The following is a 19,773-nucleotide window of genomic DNA, read 5'->3' on the forward strand; positions in this document are numbered from 1 at the left end:
CAGTCCGTTGTACGAAGGCGTGGTTCAGGACCTGATCGACGAGCTGGGCAGGCTGCCCGGCGTCGGGCCCAAGAGCGCGCAGCGGATCGCCTTCCACATCCTCCAGGCCGAGCCCACGGACGTGCGCCGGCTGGCGCACGCGCTGCTGGAGGTCAAGGAGAAGGTCCGGTTCTGTGCGGTCTGCGGGAACGTGGCGCAGGAGGAGCGGTGCGGCATCTGCCGTGATCCGCGCCGCGATGCCACGGTGATCTGTGTGGTGGAGGAGCCCAAGGACGTGGTCGCGATCGAGCGGACGCGTGAGTTCCGGGGCAAGTACCACGTGCTCGGCGGGGCGATCAGCCCGATCGAGGGGGTGGGCCCGGACGACCTGCGGATCCGGGAGCTGCTGGCGCGGCTCGCGGACGGCACGGTCACCGAGCTGATCCTGGCCACGGATCCGAACCTGGAGGGCGAGGCCACCGCCACCTACCTCGCCCGCATGATCAAGCCCATGGGCCTGAAGGTCACCCGCCTGGCCAGCGGGCTCCCCGTCGGGGGAGACCTGGAGTACGCGGACGAGGTCACGCTCGGGCGGGCCTTTGAAGGAAGGCGACTTCTCGATGTCTGACGCAACGCTGCACGCCCTGGGCCAGGATCCGGACGACTTCGCCGTCCAGATCGCCGACCAGATCGAGTCCTTCATCGTCGCGGTCACCGAGGTGGCCAAGGGCGAGGACCCGGACAGCGCGGTGCCGTTCCTGCTGCTGGAGGTCTCCCAGCTGCTGCTGGCGGGCGGCCGGCTGGGCGCGTACGAGGACGTCCTGCCCGACGAGCGGTACGAGCCGGACCTCGGCCCGGAGCCGGACGTGGACGAGCTCCGGGAGCGGTTCGCGTACCTGCTGGACCCGGTGGACGTGTACTCGGAGGTCTTCGACCCGTACGAGCCGCGCAAGGCGCCGGTCGCGCACCGGATCTCGGACGACCTCGCGGACGTGGTGGCGGACCTCAGGCACGGGCTGGCCCACTACCGGGCCGGGCGGACCACCGAGGCGCTGTGGTGGTGGCAGTTCTCGTACTTCTCCAACTGGGGCTCCACCGCCTCGGCCACCCTGCGGGCCCTGCAGTCGCTGGTGGCGCATGTGCGGCTGGACCAGCCGCTGGAGGATCTGCACGGGCTGGACACGGACGAGGACCTGGCCGAGGACGACCTCGCCGAGCAGGCCGGGCGGGTGATGGCCGAGGAACTCGGCGGCCTGGGCCACCCGCGGGGGTAGGGAGCGCGTACTCTTCGTGATCATGGGATGAACGGAACGTCTCATGATGTGGTACGCGAAGGTCGGATTCCGGGCGCTCGTTAGACTGGCCCGCGACCGCAGTACTGGATTGAGCGAGGAGCGCACGTGGGCCTTGTCGTGCAGAAGTACGGAGGCTCCTCCGTAGCCGATGCCGAGGGCATCAAGCGCGTCGCCAAGCGGATCGTCGATGCCAAGAAGAACGGCCACCAGGTGGTCGTCGTGGTGTCGGCGATGGGCGACACGACGGACGAGCTGATCGATCTCGCCGAGCAGGTATCCCCGATGCCTGCCGGACGTGAATTCGACATGCTGCTGACCGCGGGAGAGCGGATCTCCATGGCCCTGCTGGCCATGGCGATCAAAAACCTGGGCCACGAGGCCCAGTCGTTCACCGGCAGCCAGGCAGGCGTCATCACCGACTCGGTCCACAACAAAGCGCGCATCATCGATGTCACGCCGGGCCGGATCCGCACCGCGCTGGACGAGGGCAACATCGCCATCGTGGCCGGCTTCCAGGGCGTGTCGGCGGACAGCAAGGACATCACCACCCTCGGGCGCGGTGGTTCCGACACCACCGCGGTGGCCCTGGCGGCTGCGCTGGACGCCGAGGTGTGCGAGATCTACACCGACGTGGACGGCGTGTTCACCGCCGACCCGCGTGTGGTGAAGAAGGCCCGGAAGATCGACTGGATCTCCTCCGAGGACATGCTGGAGCTCGCCGCCTCCGGCTCCAAGGTGCTCCTGCACCGCTGCGTGGAATACGCGCGCCGCTACAACATTCCGATCCACGTACGCTCGTCCTTCTCCGGACTGCCGGGCACCTGGGTCAGCAACGAAAAGCCCGAGTCGCAAGGGGACGAGCAGGTGGAGCACGCCATCATCTCCGGAGTCGCCCACGACGTCTCCGAAGCCAAGATCACCGTCGTCGGGGTCCCGGACAAGCCGGGCGAGGCCGCGGCGATCTTCCGCGCCATTGCGGACGCCGAGATCAACATCGACATGATCGTGCAGAACGTCTCGGCGGCCTCCACCGGCCTGACGGACATCTCCTTCACCCTCCCCAAGGCCGAGGGCCACAAGGCCATCGACGCCCTGGAGAAGGCGAAGACCGCGATCGGCTTCGACTCCCTCCGCTACGACGACCAGATCGGCAAGATCTCCCTGGTCGGCGCGGGCATGAAGACCAACCCGGGGGTCACCGCCTCCTTCTTCCAGGCGCTGTCCGACGCGGGCGTCAACATCGAGCTGATCTCCACCTCGGAGATTCGCATCTCGGTGGTGACCCGCCAGGACGACGTCAACGAGGCCGTCCGCGCCGTGCACACGGCCTTCGGACTGGACTCCGACAGCGACGAGGCCGTCGTCTACGGAGGCACCGGCCGATGACCGCGAACCGGTCGTCCGCCCCGGCGCTCGCCGTGGTGGGGGCGACCGGAGCAGTCGGGTCCACACTGCTCCAGATCCTGCCGACCAGGGCGGACGTCTGGGGTGACATACGCCTGATCGCCTCCCAGCGCTCGGCCGGCCGCCGGCTGGCCGTGCGCGGGGAGGAGGCCGAGGTGCTCGCCCTCACCGAGGACGCCTTCGACGGCCTCGGTCCGGGCGACGTGGTGCTGTTCCTCACACCGGCGGAGGTCTCGGCCCGCTGGGCTCCGGTGGCCACCGCCCGCGGCGCGGTGGTCGTCGACCAGTCCGCCGCCTTCCGGCAGGACCCCGAGGTGCCCCTGGTGGTGCCCGAGGTCAACGGGTACGCGGCGCGGATCCGGCCGCGCGGGATCGTGGCCGGACCGGACTGTGTGACCGCGGCGATGATCGCCGCGGTCGGCGCGCTGCACGCCGGGTTCTCCCTGGTCGAGCTGACCGTCTCCTCCTACCAGGCGGCGGGCGCGGCCGGCCGGGCCGGCAGCCAGGCGCTGCGCCGTCAGCTGTCGCTGGTCGCGGGCACCGCGCTGGGCGAGGCGCCCGGGGACGTACGGCGGGCCGTGGGCGAGGACACCGGGCCGTTCGCCGCTCCGCTGGCCCTCAACGTGGTGCCCTGGTCCGGTGACTTGCGGGAGGACGGATGGTCCTCGCACGAGCTGGCGGTACGGGCCGAAACCCGCCGGATCCTGGACCTGGCCTCCCTGAAGGTCTCCGTGACCTGTGTGCAGGTGCCGGTGGTGACCGGGCATTCGCTCACCGTCCGGGCCCGGTTCGAGCAGCGGGTGGACGCGCGGACCGCCCGCGAGGTCCTGGAGGCCGCGCCCGGGGTGGTGCTGGTCGACGACCCGGCCGCGGGCGAGTTCCCGACCCCGGCGGACGCGGCGGGCACCGATCCGGCGTGGGTGGGGCGGCTGCGCGGATCGCTGGACGACCGGTACGCGCTGGAGTTCTTCGTGTGCGCCGACAATCTGCGCAAGGGGGCCGCACTGAATGCCGCCCAGATTGCGGAACTGATCGTGGGTGAACTCGCGTAAATCGCTTTGTAGGATCATCACCGATCCCTTGATCAAGGTGATGGCCCGACTGCCGCCTGGACGGATGGGGCAATCGGGAAGAGCGGGTACGCATGAGGGCAATAGGTGAATTGCTGGTGAGGATGCCTCGCGCGTACAACCCTGACGGGGGGACGCGTGTCCAACGGGCGTGGCAGAGGCACTACTCGACTTCGCTGTTGTTCCACCCGGCTTCGCCGGGGGAACTCCCCTGCGCGCCGGATTCGTTCCGGCGCGCCCGCGCTCACGCACGCCCGGCGGCTTCCCGGTGATCGTGCCCGAGGCGACAGCCGGAACTTCAACGACCCGGGGCGGCCGGGTGCCGGCTCCGAGGGCGGGCGCAGACCGGACGGACCGGCTCGACGGCACCGGACCCGCGGCAGCAGTGGCCGCTGACGGAGACGTGGTCGCGGGCACCACGGTCGACCACCTCACCGAGACCTACCGCACGCACTACCGCTCGCTGCTCGGTCTGGCCGCGCTGCTCCTGGACGACACCGCATCCTGCGAGGACGTGGTCCAGGAGGCGTTCATCCGGGTCCACTCCGCCCGCAACCGGGTGCGCGACCGGGAGAAGACCCTCGCCTACCTGCGCCAGACGGTGGTCAACCTCTCGCGCTCCGCGCTGCGCCGCCGCATCCTCGGCCTGAAGCTGCTCTCCAAGCCGATGCCGAACATGGCGAGCGCGGAGGAGGGGGCGTACGACCAGCTGGAGCGGGACGACTTGATCAAGGCGATGCGCGGGTTGCAGCGCCGCCAGCGCGAGGTCCTGGTGCTCCGGTACTTCGCGGACATGACGGAGGCCCAGGTCGCCGAGACGCTCGGGATATCCCTGGGCTCGGTGAAGGCGTACGGATCGCGGGGCATTGCCGCGCTGCGGGTGGCGATGGAGGCCCAGGCATGACGACGGAACCGACCAAGAGGACCGGCGCCGGCGACGAACCGGGCGGCGCACCGGGCGGCTGTGCCGACGGTGCCGGCGGTGCCGCGGCCGAGGAGCTCGCGCTGCGGTCCATGTTCCAGGGGGCCGTCGGCGGACTGGAGCCCGCCGAGGACGCGCTGGAGCGGCTGCGGATCGCCGTCCCGCGGCGGCGGGCCCGCAAGCGTCAGGCGCTCGTCGGCGCCGCGGCCATGGTGGTGCTGGCCGGGGTCGGCGTTCCGACGCTGATGCACCTCACGGGGAGCCCGGACCAGGCCCGGGACACCGCGGCCGTCGCCGGGCACGGCCAGGACAGCTCCGGCCAGACCGCCGGCACCGCCGGCGACCCGAACCTCGCCCGGCCCGGCCTCGGCAAGTCCAAGAGCCCGAAGCCGGCCGACAAGGGCAAGGGCGGCAGGGACGCGGAGGACGAGGAAGCCGGGGAGGACAAGCCGGACCGCGGCAAGGGCCGGCCGGAAGCGCCGGAGCCCGGGAGCGCCCCAACGGGCGGAGCCTCCGGTTCCGCGGGGGCCTCCGCCGGGGACGCCCCGACCGGCAAGGCCAAGGGCAAGCGCCCGAAGCCCCCGGCGGCGGGGGCTTCGGCACCCGCGTGCAGCGCCGGCCAGCTGGGCGCGGTCGCGGACACCCGCACCCCGGACGCGGACGGCAAGGTCTACGGCACCTTCCGGGTCACCAACCTGTCCGGGCAGGGCTGTGTGGTGAGCGCCGCGGGCAGCCTGACGGTGGCCCCGGCGCCCGGTTCGCCCGGCCAGCCCCTGGTCCCGGTGGTGGAGCACACGGAGGACGACCCGGCGACCGGCCTGCCGCCGGCTTCGGCCGCGGCGGCCTCGCTGATGCTGACGCCGAACACCGCGTACGAGGTGCAGTTCGCCTGGGTGCCGGCCACCGAGGGCTGTCCGGCCGTGCCCCCCACCAACGGCCCGTCGGACCAGTCCGGCGCGCAGGCCCCGGCGGAGACCCCGACGGGCGCGACCGGCGGCGCGGACGGAGTGACGGACTCGGATCCGCTGGACGGCGGTGCGACACCGGGGTCCACGGGCCTGGAGGTCACGCACACCGCGGAGCCTGGGGCTCCGGTGGCGCAGACCTCGATCCCCTCCGCCTGCGGCAGCGGGACGGTCTACACGACCGGCGTCATTCCGGTCGACTCGGCGCAGTAGCCGAAGCGGCGGCGGCCCCGGCGGCGGATCCCTCGGCCGGGGCTTCCGCGGCCGGGGTCGGCTCCGCCGGGATCTGCTCCGCCGGGACCAGGCCGGCCTCCGCATCGCGGATGGCCTCCACCTCGCGCCGGTACAGCCGGAACCACATGAACAGGACGAACGCGGCGAAGACGAACCACTCGCCGGTGTAGCCGAGGTTCTGGAAGGCCTTCAGGTCGAGGCCGGTGTTGGCGGGTGCGGCGGCCGGGACCGGAGTCAAGCCGTCCGTGCCCGTCTGTACGGTCACCCAGGCGTCGTACAGGTCGTACGGCACCAGGTTCACCAGCGAGGCCGCACCGATCACCCCGAGCTGACCGGCCGGCAGGCCGCCGGCCGCGTGGACCCCCTTGGTTCCGGAGTTCTCGGCGGACTGCAGGGCTCCGGTGACCTCGACCCGGCCGGCGGGCGGGGCCGGGGCGGCCTTGGCGCCGGCAGGTCCGGGCAGCCAGCCGCGGACCACGGGCAGCACCTTGCCGCCGTCGGTCTTGAGCAGGGTCAGCACATAGTGGCCGGTCTTGCCGTCCAGCCGCCGCTCGGGGACCAGGAACTGCTCGGCGTACTCCCCGGAGGCGGCGGCCAGCCGGCCGGAGGTCTTCTTGTCCACCGGCAGCAGCGAGTCCAGCGGCGCCGCGGCCTGGCCGGCCGGCCGCTCGGCGGTGGCCTCCCGGTGGGTGTCGACACGGTCCTCGAAGCGGCCGAGCTGCCACGACCCCATGAACAGACAGACGGGGACGGCCAGCACGACGAAGACGTTGATCCCCCACCACCGCGGGGTCAGCAGAAACCGGTGCACCCCTCCACGGTACGGGCCGACCCCACGACCCGGGCTCCCGGGTCCTGCAGCCCCACTGCCCGTCCCGTCCCGCCCCGCCGAAGCCGGCACGGGCGAGTGAGCCGAAGGGGCGCGTCGGCGAAGGAGGGCGAGCGCCCGGAGAAAACCGCGTGGGGGTCCCCCCGGACGAAGTCTGGGGGAGCACGAGCGGTTTTCGAGGACGCACGCCCTCCTGGAGCCGACAGCAGCGCCCCGGAGGCGAACCGAGCCCTAAAGAGAAAGGTGCGTGAGGGCGAAGTCGAGCTCCATGCGGACCTGCTTGATCCGCTCCTCCACCACCAGCGAGCCGTGCCCCGCGTCGTAGCGGTAGACCTGGTGGACCGCACCGCGGGCGGCGAGGCGGTCCACGTAGTTGTCGATCTGCCGGATCGGGCAGCGCGGGTCGTTCACCCCGGCCGCGATGTACACGGGCGCACGGACCGCGTCCACGTAGGTGAGCGGGGAGGAGGCCCTGAACCGGTCGGGGACCTCCTCGGGGGTGCCGCCGAACAGCGTGCGGTCCAGCGCCTTGAGCGCCTCCATCTCGTCGTGGTACGCGGTGACGTAGTCGGCGACGGGTACGGCGGCGAGGCCGACGGCCCAGGCATCGGGCTGGGTGCCGAGCCCGAGCAGGGTGAGGTAGCCGCCCCAGGAGCCGCCGGACAGCACCAGCCGTGCCGGGTCGGCCAGCCCGGAGGAGACCGCCCATTCCCGGACGGCCGCGATGTCCTCCAGCTCGATCAGGCCGACCCGGTGCTTGAGCGCATCGGTCCATTCGCGGCCGTAACCGGTGGAGCCGCGGTAGTTCACGCGGACCACGGCGAATCCGTGGTCGAGCCAGGCGGCGGGGGAGGCGGTGAAAGCGTCGCTGTCGTGCCAGGTCGGCCCGCCGTGGATCTCGAAGATCGTGGGGAAGGGGCCGTCGCCGTGGCCGACCGGCCGCTGGGTGAGGGCGTGGATGCGCCCGCCGGGGCCGTCCACCCAGGCGTCCTCGACCGGGACCGAGCCGGGGGCGGTCATTCCGGGCGCGTCGAGCACCAGGCCGCCGGCGGTGGACCGTACGGAGGAGGGCTCGGCGGCCGAGGACCACAGGTACTCGACGGTGCCGTCGGGCCGGGCGGTGGCACCGGAGACGGTGCCGGCCGGCGTGTCGACCCGCTCCAGGGAGCGCGCGGTGAGGTCGTACCGCCACAGCTCGCTGCGCGCCTCGTGGCTGTGGGCGATGAGCAGGGCGCTGCCGTCCGGGTACCACTCGGCGGCGACGTCACCGGGCAGGTCGACGGCGAGGTCCTCTTCGGTGCCGTCGGCCACGTCCCAGATCATCGGCTCCCAGCGGCCCCGGCGCTGGTGGCCGATGAGGAGGCGGGTGTCACCGGCGACGGGTGCGAAGCCGAGGACTTCCAGCCCGAGCTCCTCGGTGCCGTCCTTGGAGTCGTCGAGTTCGGCGACGGTGGCGCCGTCGAGGGTGACGACGCGGAGCGCGGAGTGCATGGCGTCGCCGTGCTCGGTGTGCTCGATGGCGATCAGGGTGCCGTCGTGGCTGAGGTCGCCGACGCCGGCGGATTCGCGGTGCCGGTAGATCTCGACGGGTGCGGTGCCGTCTGCGCGGCAGACGTGGAGGGTGGTGCCCTCCTCGTCGGTGGAGCGGCCGACGACCGCCGTGCCGTCGCGGCCGATGGCGAGGCCGGCGGGGTAGGAGGGCTCCAGCCCGGGGGTGGCGGGCAGGTCCTCGCCGCCCTCGAAGGGCTGACGCACCCAGGTGCCGAATTCGTCGCCGTCGGTGTCGGAGAACCACCAGATCCACTCCCCGTCGGGGGAGAGGGTGCCGTCGGTGGTGCCGTTGGGGCGGTCGGTGGCCTGCCGGCGGGTGCCGGTGGTGCGGTCCCAGGCGTAGAGCTCGTAGGTGCCGGTCGCGTTCGAGACGAAGAGCGAGCGGTCCGGGGCGTCTTCCGCCCATTCGGGCAGGCTCACCCGCGGGGCGCGGAAGCGCTTCTCCCAGTCGGGCATCGCGGAGTCGGTCATCTCGTGGGTGGTCATGCCCTCCATTGTGTCGGGATGCCGACTGGGCCGAACGGGGGGAGAGTGGACGGGTACGCCCCTCGAGTGCTCCGAGGAGGAGTGATCATGGCCAAGAAGGCTCGTACCGGCAAGTCAGGCCACCAGGATTCAGAGCGTGCGATGGCGAAGAACACGGCGGCCGAGGCGCGTGCCAAGGCTGCGGTCAGAGATGTGCAGTCGCTCTCCGCGAAGACGAGGGGCATGCAGCAGAAGGCTCAGGCCAAACGCGGCTGAGTCCGGCACCGGTCCACCCGGTCTGTGGCGGTGTGATGCGGCTGCGGACCGGGTGTGCCGCCGTATCGTGGTGGCATGCTGCTGATCGTCCGAGGCGCCCGGCTGTACGCAGGGGACGGCCGGGTCGCGCCCGGCCTGGTCGATGTGGAGGTGGCCGAGGGCGGGCATGTGGCGCAGGTGATCCCGCATGACGACGAGCGTGAGCCGCCTTCCACCGGGACCCTGATCGAGGCGCGCGGGGCGCTGCTCAGCGCGCCTTTCGTGGAGCCGCACATCCATCTGGACACGGCCCTGACGGCAGGCGAGCCGCGCCCGAACGAGTCCGGGACGCTGTGGGAGGGCATCGCCTGCTGGAGCGAGCGGAAGCAGACCCTGACCCGGGAGGACGTGGTCGCCCGGGCCACGGAGGTGCTGCGCTGGCAGGCGGCGCAGGGGGTGCTGTACGTCCGTACGCACTGCGATGTGACGGATCCCCGGCTGGTCGCCCTGGATGCGCTGGCGGAGGTCCGGGACCGGGTCCGGGACGTGATGACCCTGCAGATCGTGGCCTTCCCGCAGGAGGGCATCGTGTCGTTCCCGGGGGGCGAGAAGCTGCTGCGGGAGGCGGTGGCCCGGGGCGCGGACGTGGTGGGGGCCATCCCGCACTTCGAGGACACCCGGGAGGACGGGGTGGCCTCGCTGCACCTGGCGTTCGCGCTGGCCGAGCAGCACGGGCTGCGGGTGGACGCGCACTGCGACGAGACCGACGACGAGCAGTCCCGGTTCGTGGAGGTGGTGGCCGCGCTGGCGCTGCGGTCCGGGCTGCGGGAGCGGGTGACGGCCTCGCACACCACGGCCATGGGCTCGTACAACGGCGCCTACAGCCGCAAGCTGGAGCGGATGCTGGCCCGTTCGGGCGTCAACCTGGTGGCCAATCCGTTCGCCAACCTCAACCTGCAGGGCCGTTTCGACGGTTATCCCAAGCGGCGCGGGCTCACCCAGGTGAAGGAGATGCTGGCGGCGGGGGTGAACGTGGCCTTCGGGCACGACGATGTGATGGACCCGTGGAACGCCCTGGGGACCGGCAATCCGCTGCAGACGGCCCTGGTCGGCCTGTACGCGGCGCAGCTGACGGGGGCGGACGAGATCCCGACGGCGTTCTCGATGGTCACCGACCGGGCGGCGGCGGTGCTGGGCATCACGGAGGAGTACGGCATCCGGCCGGGCAGTCCGGCCGACTTCGTGCTGCTGCCCGCCCCGTCGCCGGCCGAGGCGATCCGCCGGCAGGTCCGGCCGCGGTACGTGGTCTCGCGGGGCCGGGTGCTGGCGCGGACCCCGGACGTGCCGACGCGGTTGAGCTGGCCGGGGGAGGAGCCGGCGAACGTGGACTTCAGCCGCTCGGCAGGCCCGCGCCCGCAGTGATCACTGCCGGCCGTGGCGGGGGAGCAGGCCGTGGTCCATGGCCACGACCACCGCATGGGTGCGGTCGCTGACGTCGAGTTTGGCGAAGACGCGCAGCAGATGGGTCTTCACGGTGGCCTCCGCGATCACCAGGCGCCTGCCGATGTCCGCGTTGGACAGGCCGTCCGCGACCGCGGTCAGGACATCCACCTCGCGGGCGGTCAGTACCACCGGTGCGGGCCGGCGCATCCGGGCGACCAGGCGTTCCGCGACGCGCGGGGCCAGCACGGTCTCGCCGCGGGCGGCCGAGCGGATCGCCTCGACGAGCTGCTCGCGGGTGGTGTCCTTGAGGAGGTAGCCGATCGCGCCGGCCTCGACGGCCCGCTCGATCTCGGCGTCGGTGTCGTAGGTGGTGAGGATCAGTACACGGGTGCCGGCCGGCCGGGTCCCCGGTCCTGCCGGGCCGGCCATGATCTCGGCGGTGGCGGCGACCCCGTCCATGACCGGCATCCGGAGGTCCATCAGGACCACGTCGGGGGCCAGGGCGGCGACGAGTGCAACCGCTTCCCGGCCGTTGTCCGCCTCGGCGACCACCGTGATGGAGGGTTCGGAGGCGAGGAGGGCGACGACTCCGGCCCGCATCACGGTGTGGTCGTCGGCCACGACGACCCGCAGGGGCTGGTCGGGGCTTCCGGTCGTCATGTCAGTGTTCCTTTCGCGTGGCGGTGGTGGCGGCTTCGGTGGCGGTGGTGCTCGTGGTGACGGTGGTGCTCGTGGTGGCTGTGGTGGCGGGTGTGGCCGGAGTGGTCATGGCGGCGGGGGCGGTGTGGAAGGTGGCGAGGATCCGGGTGCCGTCGCCGAGGGAGCTGGTGACGGTGAGCTCGCCGCCCAGTTCGGCCAGCCGCTTCCGCATCCCGTCGAGGCCGAAGCCGGGCGAGTCCCCGACCGTGAACCCCCGCCCGTCGTCGGTGATTTCCAGCTCGATGGCGTACGGGTGCTGGGTGAGGACCACGCCCACCGTGCTTGCGTCGGCGTGCTTGCGTACGTTCGCCAGGGATTCCTGGGTGCAGCGCAGCAGGGCGATCCGGGTCTGCTGGTCGCAGTCCACGTCCGGTGGGAGGTCGGCGTCGACGGTGAGCCCGGTGTCCTGGGCGAAACGTTCCAGCGTGCGGCGCAGGGTGCCGACCACCGGGCCGGGGGTGAGCCCGCTCTGCGGGGCGGAGCCGACCAGCACCCGGGCCTCGGCGAAGTTCTCCCGGGCGGTCTGCTCGATCGACCGGAGCTGATGCGCGGTCCGCTCCGGGTCGGAATCCAGGGCCGAACGGGCCGCCTCCGCCAGCACGATGATCGAGGCGAAGCCCTGTGCCAGGGTGTCGTGGATCTCCCGGGCCATCCGCTCCCGCTCGTCCGCCGCGCCCTGCTGCCGGTGCGCCTCGGCCAACCGCTGCCGGGCGCCTTCCAGTTCGGCGCCGAGCCGGCCCGCGCGTTCCTCGCCGTCCTCCTGCAAGCGGTGCACCAGCAGACCCAGCAGCACCCCGGCGAGGAAGCCGGCCACGGTGAAGACCGTGTTCCCGGTGGGGGAGTCGATGGGGTGCAGGAGGGTGCCGGCCACGGTGGCCCCGGCGGCGGCCCCGCTGAGGCCGATCGCGGCCCGCGGGGACGGGGCGTGGATCCAGAACTGCGGGAGCGAGACGATGAACAGGGCCGCTCCGCCGCCGGGCAGGGCGGCCATCGCCCCCACGCCGAGGGCCAGCAGCACCAGCCAGGCCCCGGGCGGCAGCACCGGCTCCGCGAGGCGGAGCCGGACCGCGGCGTATCCGGCGGCCAGTACGGCCAGGACGGTCATCGAGGCGTAGAGGGCCGGACCGTGGTCGTTGCGCAGGCTGATCGCCGAGGGGGCGAGACCGAGCAGCACCCAGACCGCCGAGTACCAGAGGTGGAACTTACGGACGGTCAATCGGGCGGTGTGCTGCGGCCGTTGCTCCATGCGGTCAGCCTACGTTCACGGCCCGGCCGGCGTCGGCGCCGTCGTGGGCGCCGTCCCCGAGGGCTCCGGGGCGGCCGGGCTCCGTGGCCACGGCCTTCCGGCGGGCCCGGCGTACACCTCGGGACGGCCACCAGTTGGCCTCGCCGAGCAGCAGCATCAGGGAGGGCAGGATCAGGACCCGGATGACGAAGGCGTCGAGGAGGACGGCCACGGCCAGGCTGAAGCCGATCTGCTTCATCTCGATCAGATGCAGGGCGGCGAAGCTGGCGAACACCGTCACCATCACCGCGGCGGCGCTGGTGACCACCCCGGCCGAGCTGCGGATGCCGTCGATGACCGCCTGCCGGGTGGGCACGCCGTTCAGCGCGGCCTCCCGGATCCGGCTGATCACGAACACCTGGTAGTCCATCGACAGCCCGAAGAGGATCACGAAGAGGAACAGCGGGACACGGGAGCCGATCGAACCGGTGGAGTCGAAGCCGAGGATTCCTTCGGCCCATTCGTACTGGAAGACCAGCACCAGCACGCCGAGCGAGGCGGCGGCGGAGAGCAGGTTCAGTGCGATGCCGACGAGGCCGAGGACCACGGAGCGGAAGGCCCATACGGTCATGGCGAAGGTGACCAGCAGCAGCGCGGCGATGATCAGCGGGAGCTTCTGCTTCTGGTGGGCCGGGTAGTCCTGGCTGCGGGCGATGTCGCCGGTCACGGCGGTCTCGGTGCCGGGCAGCCGGCCGACGGTGGCCGGTATGTGCGTCTCGCGCAGGGACTTCAGCGAGGCCATGGAGGTGTCGGAGCTGATGAGGTGCGGGACCTTCAGTTCCAGCAGGGTGATCCGGCCGTCGGGGGAGCTCCGCAGGACCGGGGTGCCGGTGACGGCCGCATCGGCCCGGGCGCGGTCGGCGAGCCGGCGGAGTTCGGCCGCCACCTCCTCGGTGCGCTCGGCGTCGGCCCGTACGACGACCTGGTGCATGGCCTTGAGCTCGGGGTAGGAGGCCAGCAGCCGGTCGTAGGTCTGCATGGCGGGGATGGCGCGGGAGTGGGTCTCGCGGCTCATCTCGGTCAGGTTCAGGTTCAGCAGCGGCAGGGCCAGGGCGAGCATCGCGAGGCTGGTGACGACGAGGGCGGCGAGCGGGTGCCTGCGGGTGGGGCGCAGGACGGCGTCGGTGATCCGGTTGCCGCCGGTCTTCGGGCGCCGGACCTTGGGGGTCGTGCCGCGGGCGGCGGCCCGGGCCTCCTTGCGGGCCTTGCGGCGCTCGGAGCGCTCGCCGAGCTTGGCGAGCAGGGCGGGGAGCACGGTGAGGGAGCTGACCACGGCGACCAGGGTGACGACGATCGCGCCGGTGGCGATGGAGGAGAAGATCACGTCGTCGGCGAGGTAGAGGGTGGCGCTGGAGGCGGCGACGGCGAGACCGGAGACGACCACGGCCCGGCCGGAGGTGGCGGCGGCGAGCTCGACCAGGGCCCGGGAGCTGAGCCGGCCGCCGGCCCGCGCCCGCTCCTCACGCTCCCGCTTGAGGTAGAAGAGCGTGTAGTCGACACCGACGGCGAGACCGATCAGCAGGATGATGTTGGTGCCGACGCCGGCGTCGGGGAAGAGGTGCGAGGCGAGCATCGACAGACCCACGGCGGCGATGATCGAGGTGAGCGCCAGCAGCAGCGGCACGATGGCCATGGCCACGGAGCTGAACACGAGCAGCAGGGTGATCAGGGTGACCGGCAGGGCGATGATCTCGGTGCGGGCGAGGTCGTCGCCGCGCAGCTTGTCGACGCCCTTGCCGATGGAGGGGCTGCCCACCTCCTCCACCCACAGCCCGGGGTGAGCCGCCTGGACCGCGGCGGTCTGGGCGAGCAGTGGGTCGACGCTCTTCTTGCCGTCGAGCTCGGCGCCCTTCATGGTGACGTCGACCCGGACGGCGGAGCCGTCGGCGGCCGGCACCGGGTCGGCCACCGACAGCACCTCGGGCAGCTTCCGCATCCGCTGGACGGTGTCCCGGGCGGCGGCGTCGGCGGCGGCCCGGTCGAGCGGGCCGCCGCCGGGGCGGGCGTGGATCAGGACCCGCTCCAGGGGCCGCTGCTGGAGGCCGCCCTCGGCCGCGATGGCCTCGGCCCGGCCGGCCTCGCCGATCCGGTAGTCCGCGCTGGTGGCCGGGTTTCCGCCGATCGCGATGCCGGTGCCCAGGCAGAGCGTCACGAAGAGGAGCCATCCGACGATCGCCCGCCAGGGGCGTTCGGCGCTCCAACGAGCCATGCGTACAGGAAGATTCGTCATACCGAACATGCTGGTCAACGAGGCCTGTCCGCCGACAGGCTCGGCCGGTGGAACCCGGTGTCCACCGGTCGGTGGACGCCGGGCGCTGATGGGGCGGGCGCAGCCCGGGAGCCAGGGCCGCCAGGGTCTCCCAGGAGACGGTCAGGGCACGCTGGTTCCCCGATATGAGCTGTCCGACGAGGGTCACCTCGGCCCGTCGGCCAGCCACGTCCAGGGTGATCCGGTCGCCGACCTTCAGGCCGTGCCGGGTCAGGAACGGCGGCCCGGCCACTGCCTCGCCGGCGCCCTGCACATATCTGCCCTTCACGACGCGCGCTCGCCCAGAACCCGGCCTGCCGGGTGATCATGCTGACCACCTTCGACCTCGACCAGTACGTCTATGCCGCGCTCGCGGCCGGCGCCGGCGGCTTCCTGCTCAAGGACGTCACCTCCGACCATCTGGCCGCAGCCATCCGCCTGGTGGGTACCGGAGACGCCCTGCTGGCCCCGTCCATCACCCGCCGCCTGGTGGAGCGCTACGCCGGATCGGACCCGGGGGCCGCAGCCGCACCCGGATCCGTACTCGGACCGGGGTCCGCCGCCCCGAGGCCGCGCGCCGCCGCGTCCGCCCGGGTGCACCGGGACCTGGCCGGTCTGACCCCCCGTGAACACGAGGTCCTGACGCTGATGGGCCGCGGTCTGTCCAATGCCGAGCTGGCCCGGGCCCTGACCCTCAGCGAGGCCACGGTGAAGACCCACGTGGCCCGCATCTTCGCCAAACTGAACCTCCGCGAGCGGGCCCAGGCGGTGGTGCTGGCCTACGAGACGGGTCTGGTCTCCCCCGGAGACGGGGACTCATCCGTCTCCCGCAGGCCGACCCGGCCGGCGAGCTGGGCGATCGCGGTCCCCCCGCACAGCAGCAGACCACGCTCCAGGGAACCGCGGGCATCGCGGTCGAACCGGCGCCAGAGAGCCGGATTGCGCACCATCACGTTCGGGTCCACCTCCACATGGTGGCCGTCGTCGTCGCACACGATCATCCGCTGGGCGACACCGTCCACCCACCGTACGGAGATCAGCCGGTCGGTCCGGACGGTGCGCCGGGTGAACAGCCCGCGCGAGCTCAGCCGGCCGGGCGCCGCCGAGACCCGCGGCGGCAGTAGCACCACGAACAGCAGGAAGGCCAGACCGGTCCAGGCGAGGCCGCGGACCACGGTCAGCCGCCCCAACCCGGCGTCGACGACCAGGAGCAGGGCGAGCAAGAGCGCCGCCACCCCGATCGCGGTCCGCCGCTCGCCCCGCCAGTGGGCGTCGTACACGACGGGTTCGGGAGGTTCGTCCGCCTCGTCCGGACCCGGAACTTCGCAGCCTCGTTCCATGGATATGGACGCTAGAAGCTCCCAGCGGACCGGTCCGGTGATCCTTACGGCTCGTTGATGCGTTCCTGACGACTCCCGGATGCCGCGTCAAAGACCCGTCACGACCAGGCGGTTCCGCGTCAAGAAAGCGCGTGGAACGGCCGTAGGACGCAATCCCCGGAGCACCCTGGGCGGACCTGCCACGAAAGGGAACACCGGAGATGTCCGTCCTGACGACTGAGCCTGCGGCTGAGAACCCCACCGCCGAGGAACCCCCCGATACCGGAGCGCGCCACAAGCTGACCGCCGTCACCGGTCTGGCCGCCCTGTCGCTGGACGCCATGGCATCGGTCGCCTACGGACCCGAGGCCATCGTGCTGGTCCTGGCCGCGGCAGGCGCGCACGGGCTGGGCTTCACGCTCCCCGTCACCTTTGCGATCGCCGCCCTGCTGGCCGTGCTGGTGGCCTCGTACCGGCAGGTCATCGCGGCCTTCCCGGACGGCGGCGGCAGCTACGCGGTCGCCAAGGCGCACCTCGGGCGGCGCACCAGCCTGGTCGCCGCCGCCTCCCTGGTCCTGGACTACGTCCTCAACGTGGCGGTCGCCGTCACCGCCGGTGTCGCCGCGCTGACCTCGGCCTTCCCGGAGCTGCACGGCGAGCGGCTGTGGATATGCCTCGCCGTCCTGGTGCTGATCACCGCCGTCAACCTGCGCGGCATCGTCGACTCGGCGAAGGCGTTCATCGTTCCCACCGTCGTCTTCATCGCCTCGATCCTGGTGCTGATCGGCGTCGGACTGTTCCGGGACGCCCCGGTCTCGGTCGAGGCGGCGGCCGGCCACGCCTCCGTCCTCGCCGACAACGCCACCACCGTCGGTGCCCTGCTCCTGCTCAAGGCCTTCGCATCCGGCTGCTCCGCCCTGACCGGCGTCGAGGCGATCGCCAACGCCGTCCCGTCCTTCCGGTCCCCCGCCACCCGCCGCGCCCAGCGCGCAGAGGTGGCCCTGGGTGCCGTGCTCGGCGTGATGCTCATCGGCCTGGCGGTGCTGATCTCCCGCTTCGGCCTGCAGCCGGTCGAGGGCGTCACCGTCCTCGCGCAGCTCGCCGACGCCTCGCTCGGCCACGGACTCGGCTTCTACGTCGTCCAGTTCGCCACGATGGTGCTGCTGGCGCTGTCCGCCAACACCTCCTTCGGCGGTCTTCCCGTGCTGCTGAAGCTGCTGGCCCGCGACAACTTCCTGCCGCACGTCTTCGGCCTCAAGGCCGACCGCCAGGTCCACCGCCACGGGGTGCTCGCCCTCGCCGCCGTCTCCGCCGCGCTGCTGCTCTTCTCCGGAGGCGACACAAACACGCTCGTTCCGCTCTTCGCCATCGGCGTGTTCCTCGGCTTCACCATCGCCCAGACCGGCATGGTCCTGCACTGGCTGCAGGAGCGCGGCCCCCGCTGGGCCGGCAAGACGGCGCTCAACGGCCTCGGCGCGCTGCTCACCGGCGTCAGCGCCATCGTCGTCACCGCGACCAAATTCCACGACGGCGCCTGGCTGATCGTCGTCGCCCTTCCGCTGCTGGTCGCCGCGTTCGAGGCGGTACACCGGGCGTACGGGCGGATCGGCGTCCGGCTCGGCATCGGCCGCATCCCCGAACCCCCGCACCGGGACCGCTCGCTGGTCATCGTCCCGGTCTCCTCCCTCACCCGGCTCACCAGCGAGGCCCTGACGGCGGCCGTGTCGCTGGGCGACGAGGTGCGCGCGGTGACCGTGGTCCACTCCGACCCCGAGGACCGGGCGCAGACCGAGGCGCTGGCCCGGGACTGGGCGCTGTGGAACCCGGGTGTGGAGCTGGTCCGGCTGCCGTCCGAGCGGCGCAGTGTCGGCCGCCCGGTGGCCGCGTACGTACAGAAGCTGGCCCAGACCGAGCCCGGCACCCGGGTCACCGTGCTCATTCCGGAAGCGGAACCGGCCCGCCTGTGGCAGCGGATCCTTCAGAACCAGCGCGGGGCCGTCGTGGCCCACGCCGTCCGGCGCGACACGGACGCGGTGATCTGCCGGCTCCGTTTCCGGCTGTCCGCTGCGGACTAGCCGAGATCGCCCGGCCGCTCACGCGGGGATCCTGGAACCGGAGACCCCGCGGAGGGCCGGGCGGCCCGTGACATGGTGCACGTACTCGCGGACGAGCCGGAATCCGGCGGTCCAGGCGAGCAGCCGGCTCGCCCGGTTGTCCCGCGAGCAGCACCAGCTGGCAGTCCGGCCGCGTGCGGCGATGTCACCGGTCAGGCCGGCTACGCAGGCCAGGGCGAGGTGCCGGCGCCGGTGGTCGGGGTGGGTGAGTACGGCGACGTCGTCGTACGCGCTCCCGCGGAAGCGGGTGCAGGCCAGGGCCGCGATGCGGCCCTCGGCGAAGGCGGCCCAGGCGCAGCCGGTGGCGGCGAGCCGCTCCGGACCGCCCCAGCTGCCGAGGATCCAGGACCCGTCGACCCCCGTCCCCGCCCGTGAGCCGGACGCCGCCCCCGTCCCCGTCGCTGCGCCGGACGCCGCCCCCGTGCCGGCCGCCGCCCCTGCGCCGGACGCCGCCCCCGTGCCGGCCGCTGCGCCCGTGCCGGTGAAGGCGGCGAGCGCCGCGGTGTCCGCCGCCGTGAGCCGCCGTACGGTCACCCCGCGCGGCACCCGGTGCGAGGCGGCCGGCTGCTGGTGGACGTAGACCATCCGCTCCCACGGGGTCACCCGGTCGAACGCGGACCACAGGGCCCCGCCGAACCGGGACGGCGCCTCGACATAGCTCAGCGCGAAGGGGGCCAAGGCCCCCGGAGCCAGCGCCCCCGGATCGCCCCGCAGCAGGACCTGGTCCCCGCAGGACACCGCGAGGACCCGGGGACCCTCGGCCCGGTCGGCCCACCAGCGCCCGGTGCCGGTCTCCAGTACGTGCTCGACCAGCGCGCCCGGGCCGGCCGCAGCCGTGGGGAACCGGGCTGCAAGGGTGGGCAGCCGGTCGTGGGAAAGGATTTCGATCATGCGGGGTGACACCCCCTGAAGAGGCGTCGGCGGGGCGGTCCCGGACGGGGGACCGCCCCGCCGACGACGAGGACGAATGGCCCCGTGCACGTCCCGACCGCGGGGTCGGGACGTGCACGGGGGAGGAACGGCCGCCGTACGGGCAGGCGGCGGCCGTGGGCACGGGGCGGGCCCGGACGGGGGCGCGCCGTGGCACACGGCGGGTGCGGCCGGTAGGCGCTACACCGCCGGTGCGGAAGCAGCGGGCGCGTGCGGAACCGGCGGCACCGTATGAGGGGGCCGGTCGTCATGGCGCAGACCGCTGTTCACGCCCGCCATACAACCGTCCGGGGCGCCCCTGCTCAAGGAAGTCGGCGGGCAATTGACACCCCCCTGACAACCCTCTGATGCCGCCCGCCGGCCCGGCCGGGCCAGGCCCGCTCACCGGCCCGCCGGGACACCCGCACGAGAACCCCCACAGCCGCGCCGGAGGTGGCTGATTCTCGCCGGATCACAACCGAGGCACGGCGGCGTAAGAGACCCGTCAAAGTCGAGCGCCCGGCCGTATGGGCCCCGTCAAGGACCCCCTTACCTGACGGAATCCGCGCTTTCCTCTAGCTGTCCCAATACCTCTCTACTTCTTCGGGAGCTCACGATGGCCGACCTGGCCTTCGTCGCCATCACGATCGCGGTCTTCGCGCTGGTGGCACTCGTCGCCAAGGGGGTGACCAAGCTGTGACTGTCGAGAACATCGTCGGCCTGGTGGTCGCCGTCTCCCTGCTGGGCTATCTCGTCCTCGCCCTCGTGTACCCGGAGAGGTTCTGAG

General features: G+C 72.6%; 17 protein-coding genes and 1 pseudogene. 11 read left to right on the forward strand and 7 right to left on the reverse strand.

What is annotated here, in order from left to right; all coding sequences use genetic code 11:
• Positions 1–7: 7 nt before the first annotated feature.
• The 6 genes from recR (at position 8) to DEJ50_RS17660 (ending at position 5,848) form a co-directional block, all read left to right on the forward strand.
• Positions 8–607, forward strand: a complete 600-nt coding sequence (recR, locus tag DEJ50_RS17635; RefSeq protein WP_042816380.1) for a recombination mediator RecR — start codon at positions 8–10, stop codon at positions 605–607.
• Complete coding sequence (locus DEJ50_RS17640; protein WP_150208941.1) at positions 600–1,253, forward strand: DUF5063 domain-containing protein; 654 nt, start codon at positions 600–602, stop codon at positions 1,251–1,253. Before recR ends, DEJ50_RS17640 begins: the two co-directional genes overlap by 8 nt.
• A 126-nt stretch (positions 1,254–1,379) precedes the next feature.
• Positions 1,380–2,660, forward strand: a complete 1,281-nt coding sequence (locus DEJ50_RS17645) for an aspartate kinase (protein WP_150208942.1) — start codon at positions 1,380–1,382, stop codon at positions 2,658–2,660.
• Entirely contained in the window at positions 2,657–3,730 is a 1,074-nt protein-coding gene (locus DEJ50_RS17650; RefSeq protein WP_150208943.1) for an aspartate-semialdehyde dehydrogenase, read from the forward strand. Before DEJ50_RS17645 ends, DEJ50_RS17650 begins: the two co-directional genes overlap by 4 nt.
• A 229-nt stretch (positions 3,731–3,959) precedes the next feature.
• The gene (locus tag DEJ50_RS17655; protein ID WP_150212195.1) at positions 3,960–4,652 is read left to right on the forward strand and encodes a SigE family RNA polymerase sigma factor; all 693 of its coding nucleotides are present in this window, start codon (positions 3,960–3,962) and stop codon (positions 4,650–4,652) included.
• Positions 4,649–5,848, forward strand: a complete 1,200-nt coding sequence (locus DEJ50_RS17660; RefSeq protein WP_223837796.1) for a hypothetical protein — start codon at positions 4,649–4,651, stop codon at positions 5,846–5,848. Before DEJ50_RS17655 ends, DEJ50_RS17660 begins: the two co-directional genes overlap by 4 nt.
• On the opposite strand, the gene DEJ50_RS17665 is transcribed toward DEJ50_RS17660, so the two are convergent.
• Together DEJ50_RS17665 and DEJ50_RS17670 are read right to left on the reverse strand one after the other, a co-directional pair.
• Complete coding sequence (locus DEJ50_RS17665; protein ID WP_150208944.1) at positions 5,823–6,680, reverse strand: SURF1 family protein; 858 nt, start codon at positions 6,678–6,680, stop codon at positions 5,823–5,825. The two genes, DEJ50_RS17660 and DEJ50_RS17665, sit on opposite strands and share 26 nt — an antisense overlap.
• 249 nt (positions 6,681–6,929) lie before the next feature.
• Entirely contained in the window at positions 6,930–8,744 is a 1,815-nt protein-coding gene (locus tag DEJ50_RS17670) for a prolyl oligopeptidase family serine peptidase (protein ID WP_411757618.1), read from the reverse strand.
• 78 nt (positions 8,745–8,822) lie between these two features.
• On the opposite strand from DEJ50_RS17670, the gene DEJ50_RS33975 reads away from it, so the two are divergent.
• Positions 8,823–8,990: a hypothetical protein gene (locus tag DEJ50_RS33975; RefSeq protein WP_190344553.1), complete on the forward strand. Its 168-nt coding sequence runs from the start codon at positions 8,823–8,825 to the stop codon at positions 8,988–8,990.
• A 75-nt stretch (positions 8,991–9,065) separates the two neighbouring features.
• The gene (codA, locus tag DEJ50_RS17675) at positions 9,066–10,391 is read left to right on the forward strand and encodes a cytosine deaminase (protein ID WP_223837797.1); all 1,326 of its coding nucleotides are present in this window, start codon (positions 9,066–9,068) and stop codon (positions 10,389–10,391) included.
• On the opposite strand, the gene DEJ50_RS17680 is transcribed toward codA, so the two are convergent.
• Genes DEJ50_RS17680 through DEJ50_RS17690 form a run of 3 tightly spaced genes read right to left on the reverse strand, consistent with a single transcriptional unit; the run spans position 10,392 to position 14,626 of the window.
• Positions 10,392–11,072, reverse strand: coding sequence for a response regulator (locus tag DEJ50_RS17680; RefSeq protein ID WP_150208946.1), 681 nt, complete (start codon positions 11,070–11,072; stop codon positions 10,392–10,394).
• A 1-nt stretch (position 11,073) separates the two neighbouring features.
• The gene (locus DEJ50_RS17685; protein WP_150208947.1) at positions 11,074–12,357 is read right to left on the reverse strand and encodes a sensor histidine kinase; all 1,284 of its coding nucleotides are present in this window, start codon (positions 12,355–12,357) and stop codon (positions 11,074–11,076) included.
• Positions 12,358–12,361: 4 nt separating this feature from the next.
• A complete protein-coding gene (locus tag DEJ50_RS17690) occupies positions 12,362–14,626 on the reverse strand; it encodes an MMPL family transporter (RefSeq protein WP_150208948.1) in 2,265 nt (754 codons plus the stop codon).
• Positions 14,627–14,935: 309 nt separating this feature from the next.
• Here DEJ50_RS17690 and DEJ50_RS17695 point away from each other — a divergent pair.
• Positions 14,936–15,454: pseudogene (locus DEJ50_RS17695) on the forward strand (DNA-binding response regulator); the annotation flags it as partial.
• Here the strand turns inward: DEJ50_RS17695 and DEJ50_RS17700 are convergent.
• Complete coding sequence (locus tag DEJ50_RS17700; protein ID WP_150208949.1) at positions 15,424–15,984, reverse strand: hypothetical protein; 561 nt, start codon at positions 15,982–15,984, stop codon at positions 15,424–15,426. The pseudogene DEJ50_RS17695 and the gene DEJ50_RS17700 sit on opposite strands and share 31 nt — an antisense overlap.
• A gap of 200 nt (positions 15,985–16,184) precedes the next feature.
• On the opposite strand from DEJ50_RS17700, the gene DEJ50_RS17705 reads away from it, so the two are divergent.
• Positions 16,185–18,038, forward strand: coding sequence for an APC family permease (locus DEJ50_RS17705; protein WP_150208950.1), 1,854 nt, complete (start codon positions 16,185–16,187; stop codon positions 18,036–18,038).
• A gap of 18 nt (positions 18,039–18,056) precedes the next feature.
• On the opposite strand, the gene DEJ50_RS17710 is transcribed toward DEJ50_RS17705, so the two are convergent.
• A complete protein-coding gene (locus tag DEJ50_RS17710) occupies positions 18,057–18,968 on the reverse strand; it encodes a GNAT family N-acetyltransferase (protein ID WP_150208951.1) in 912 nt (303 codons plus the stop codon).
• Between the two features lie 714 nt (positions 18,969–19,682).
• On the opposite strand from DEJ50_RS17710, the gene kdpF reads away from it, so the two are divergent.
• Positions 19,683–19,772, forward strand: a complete 90-nt coding sequence (kdpF, locus tag DEJ50_RS17715) for a K(+)-transporting ATPase subunit F (protein ID WP_042817481.1) — start codon at positions 19,683–19,685, stop codon at positions 19,770–19,772.
• Position 19,773: the final 1 nt, after the last annotated feature.

Origin of the sequence: Streptomyces venezuelae (assembly GCF_008642295.1) — a bacterium.
Taxonomy (GTDB): Bacteria; Actinomycetota; Actinomycetes; order Streptomycetales; family Streptomycetaceae; genus Streptomyces; species Streptomyces venezuelae_C.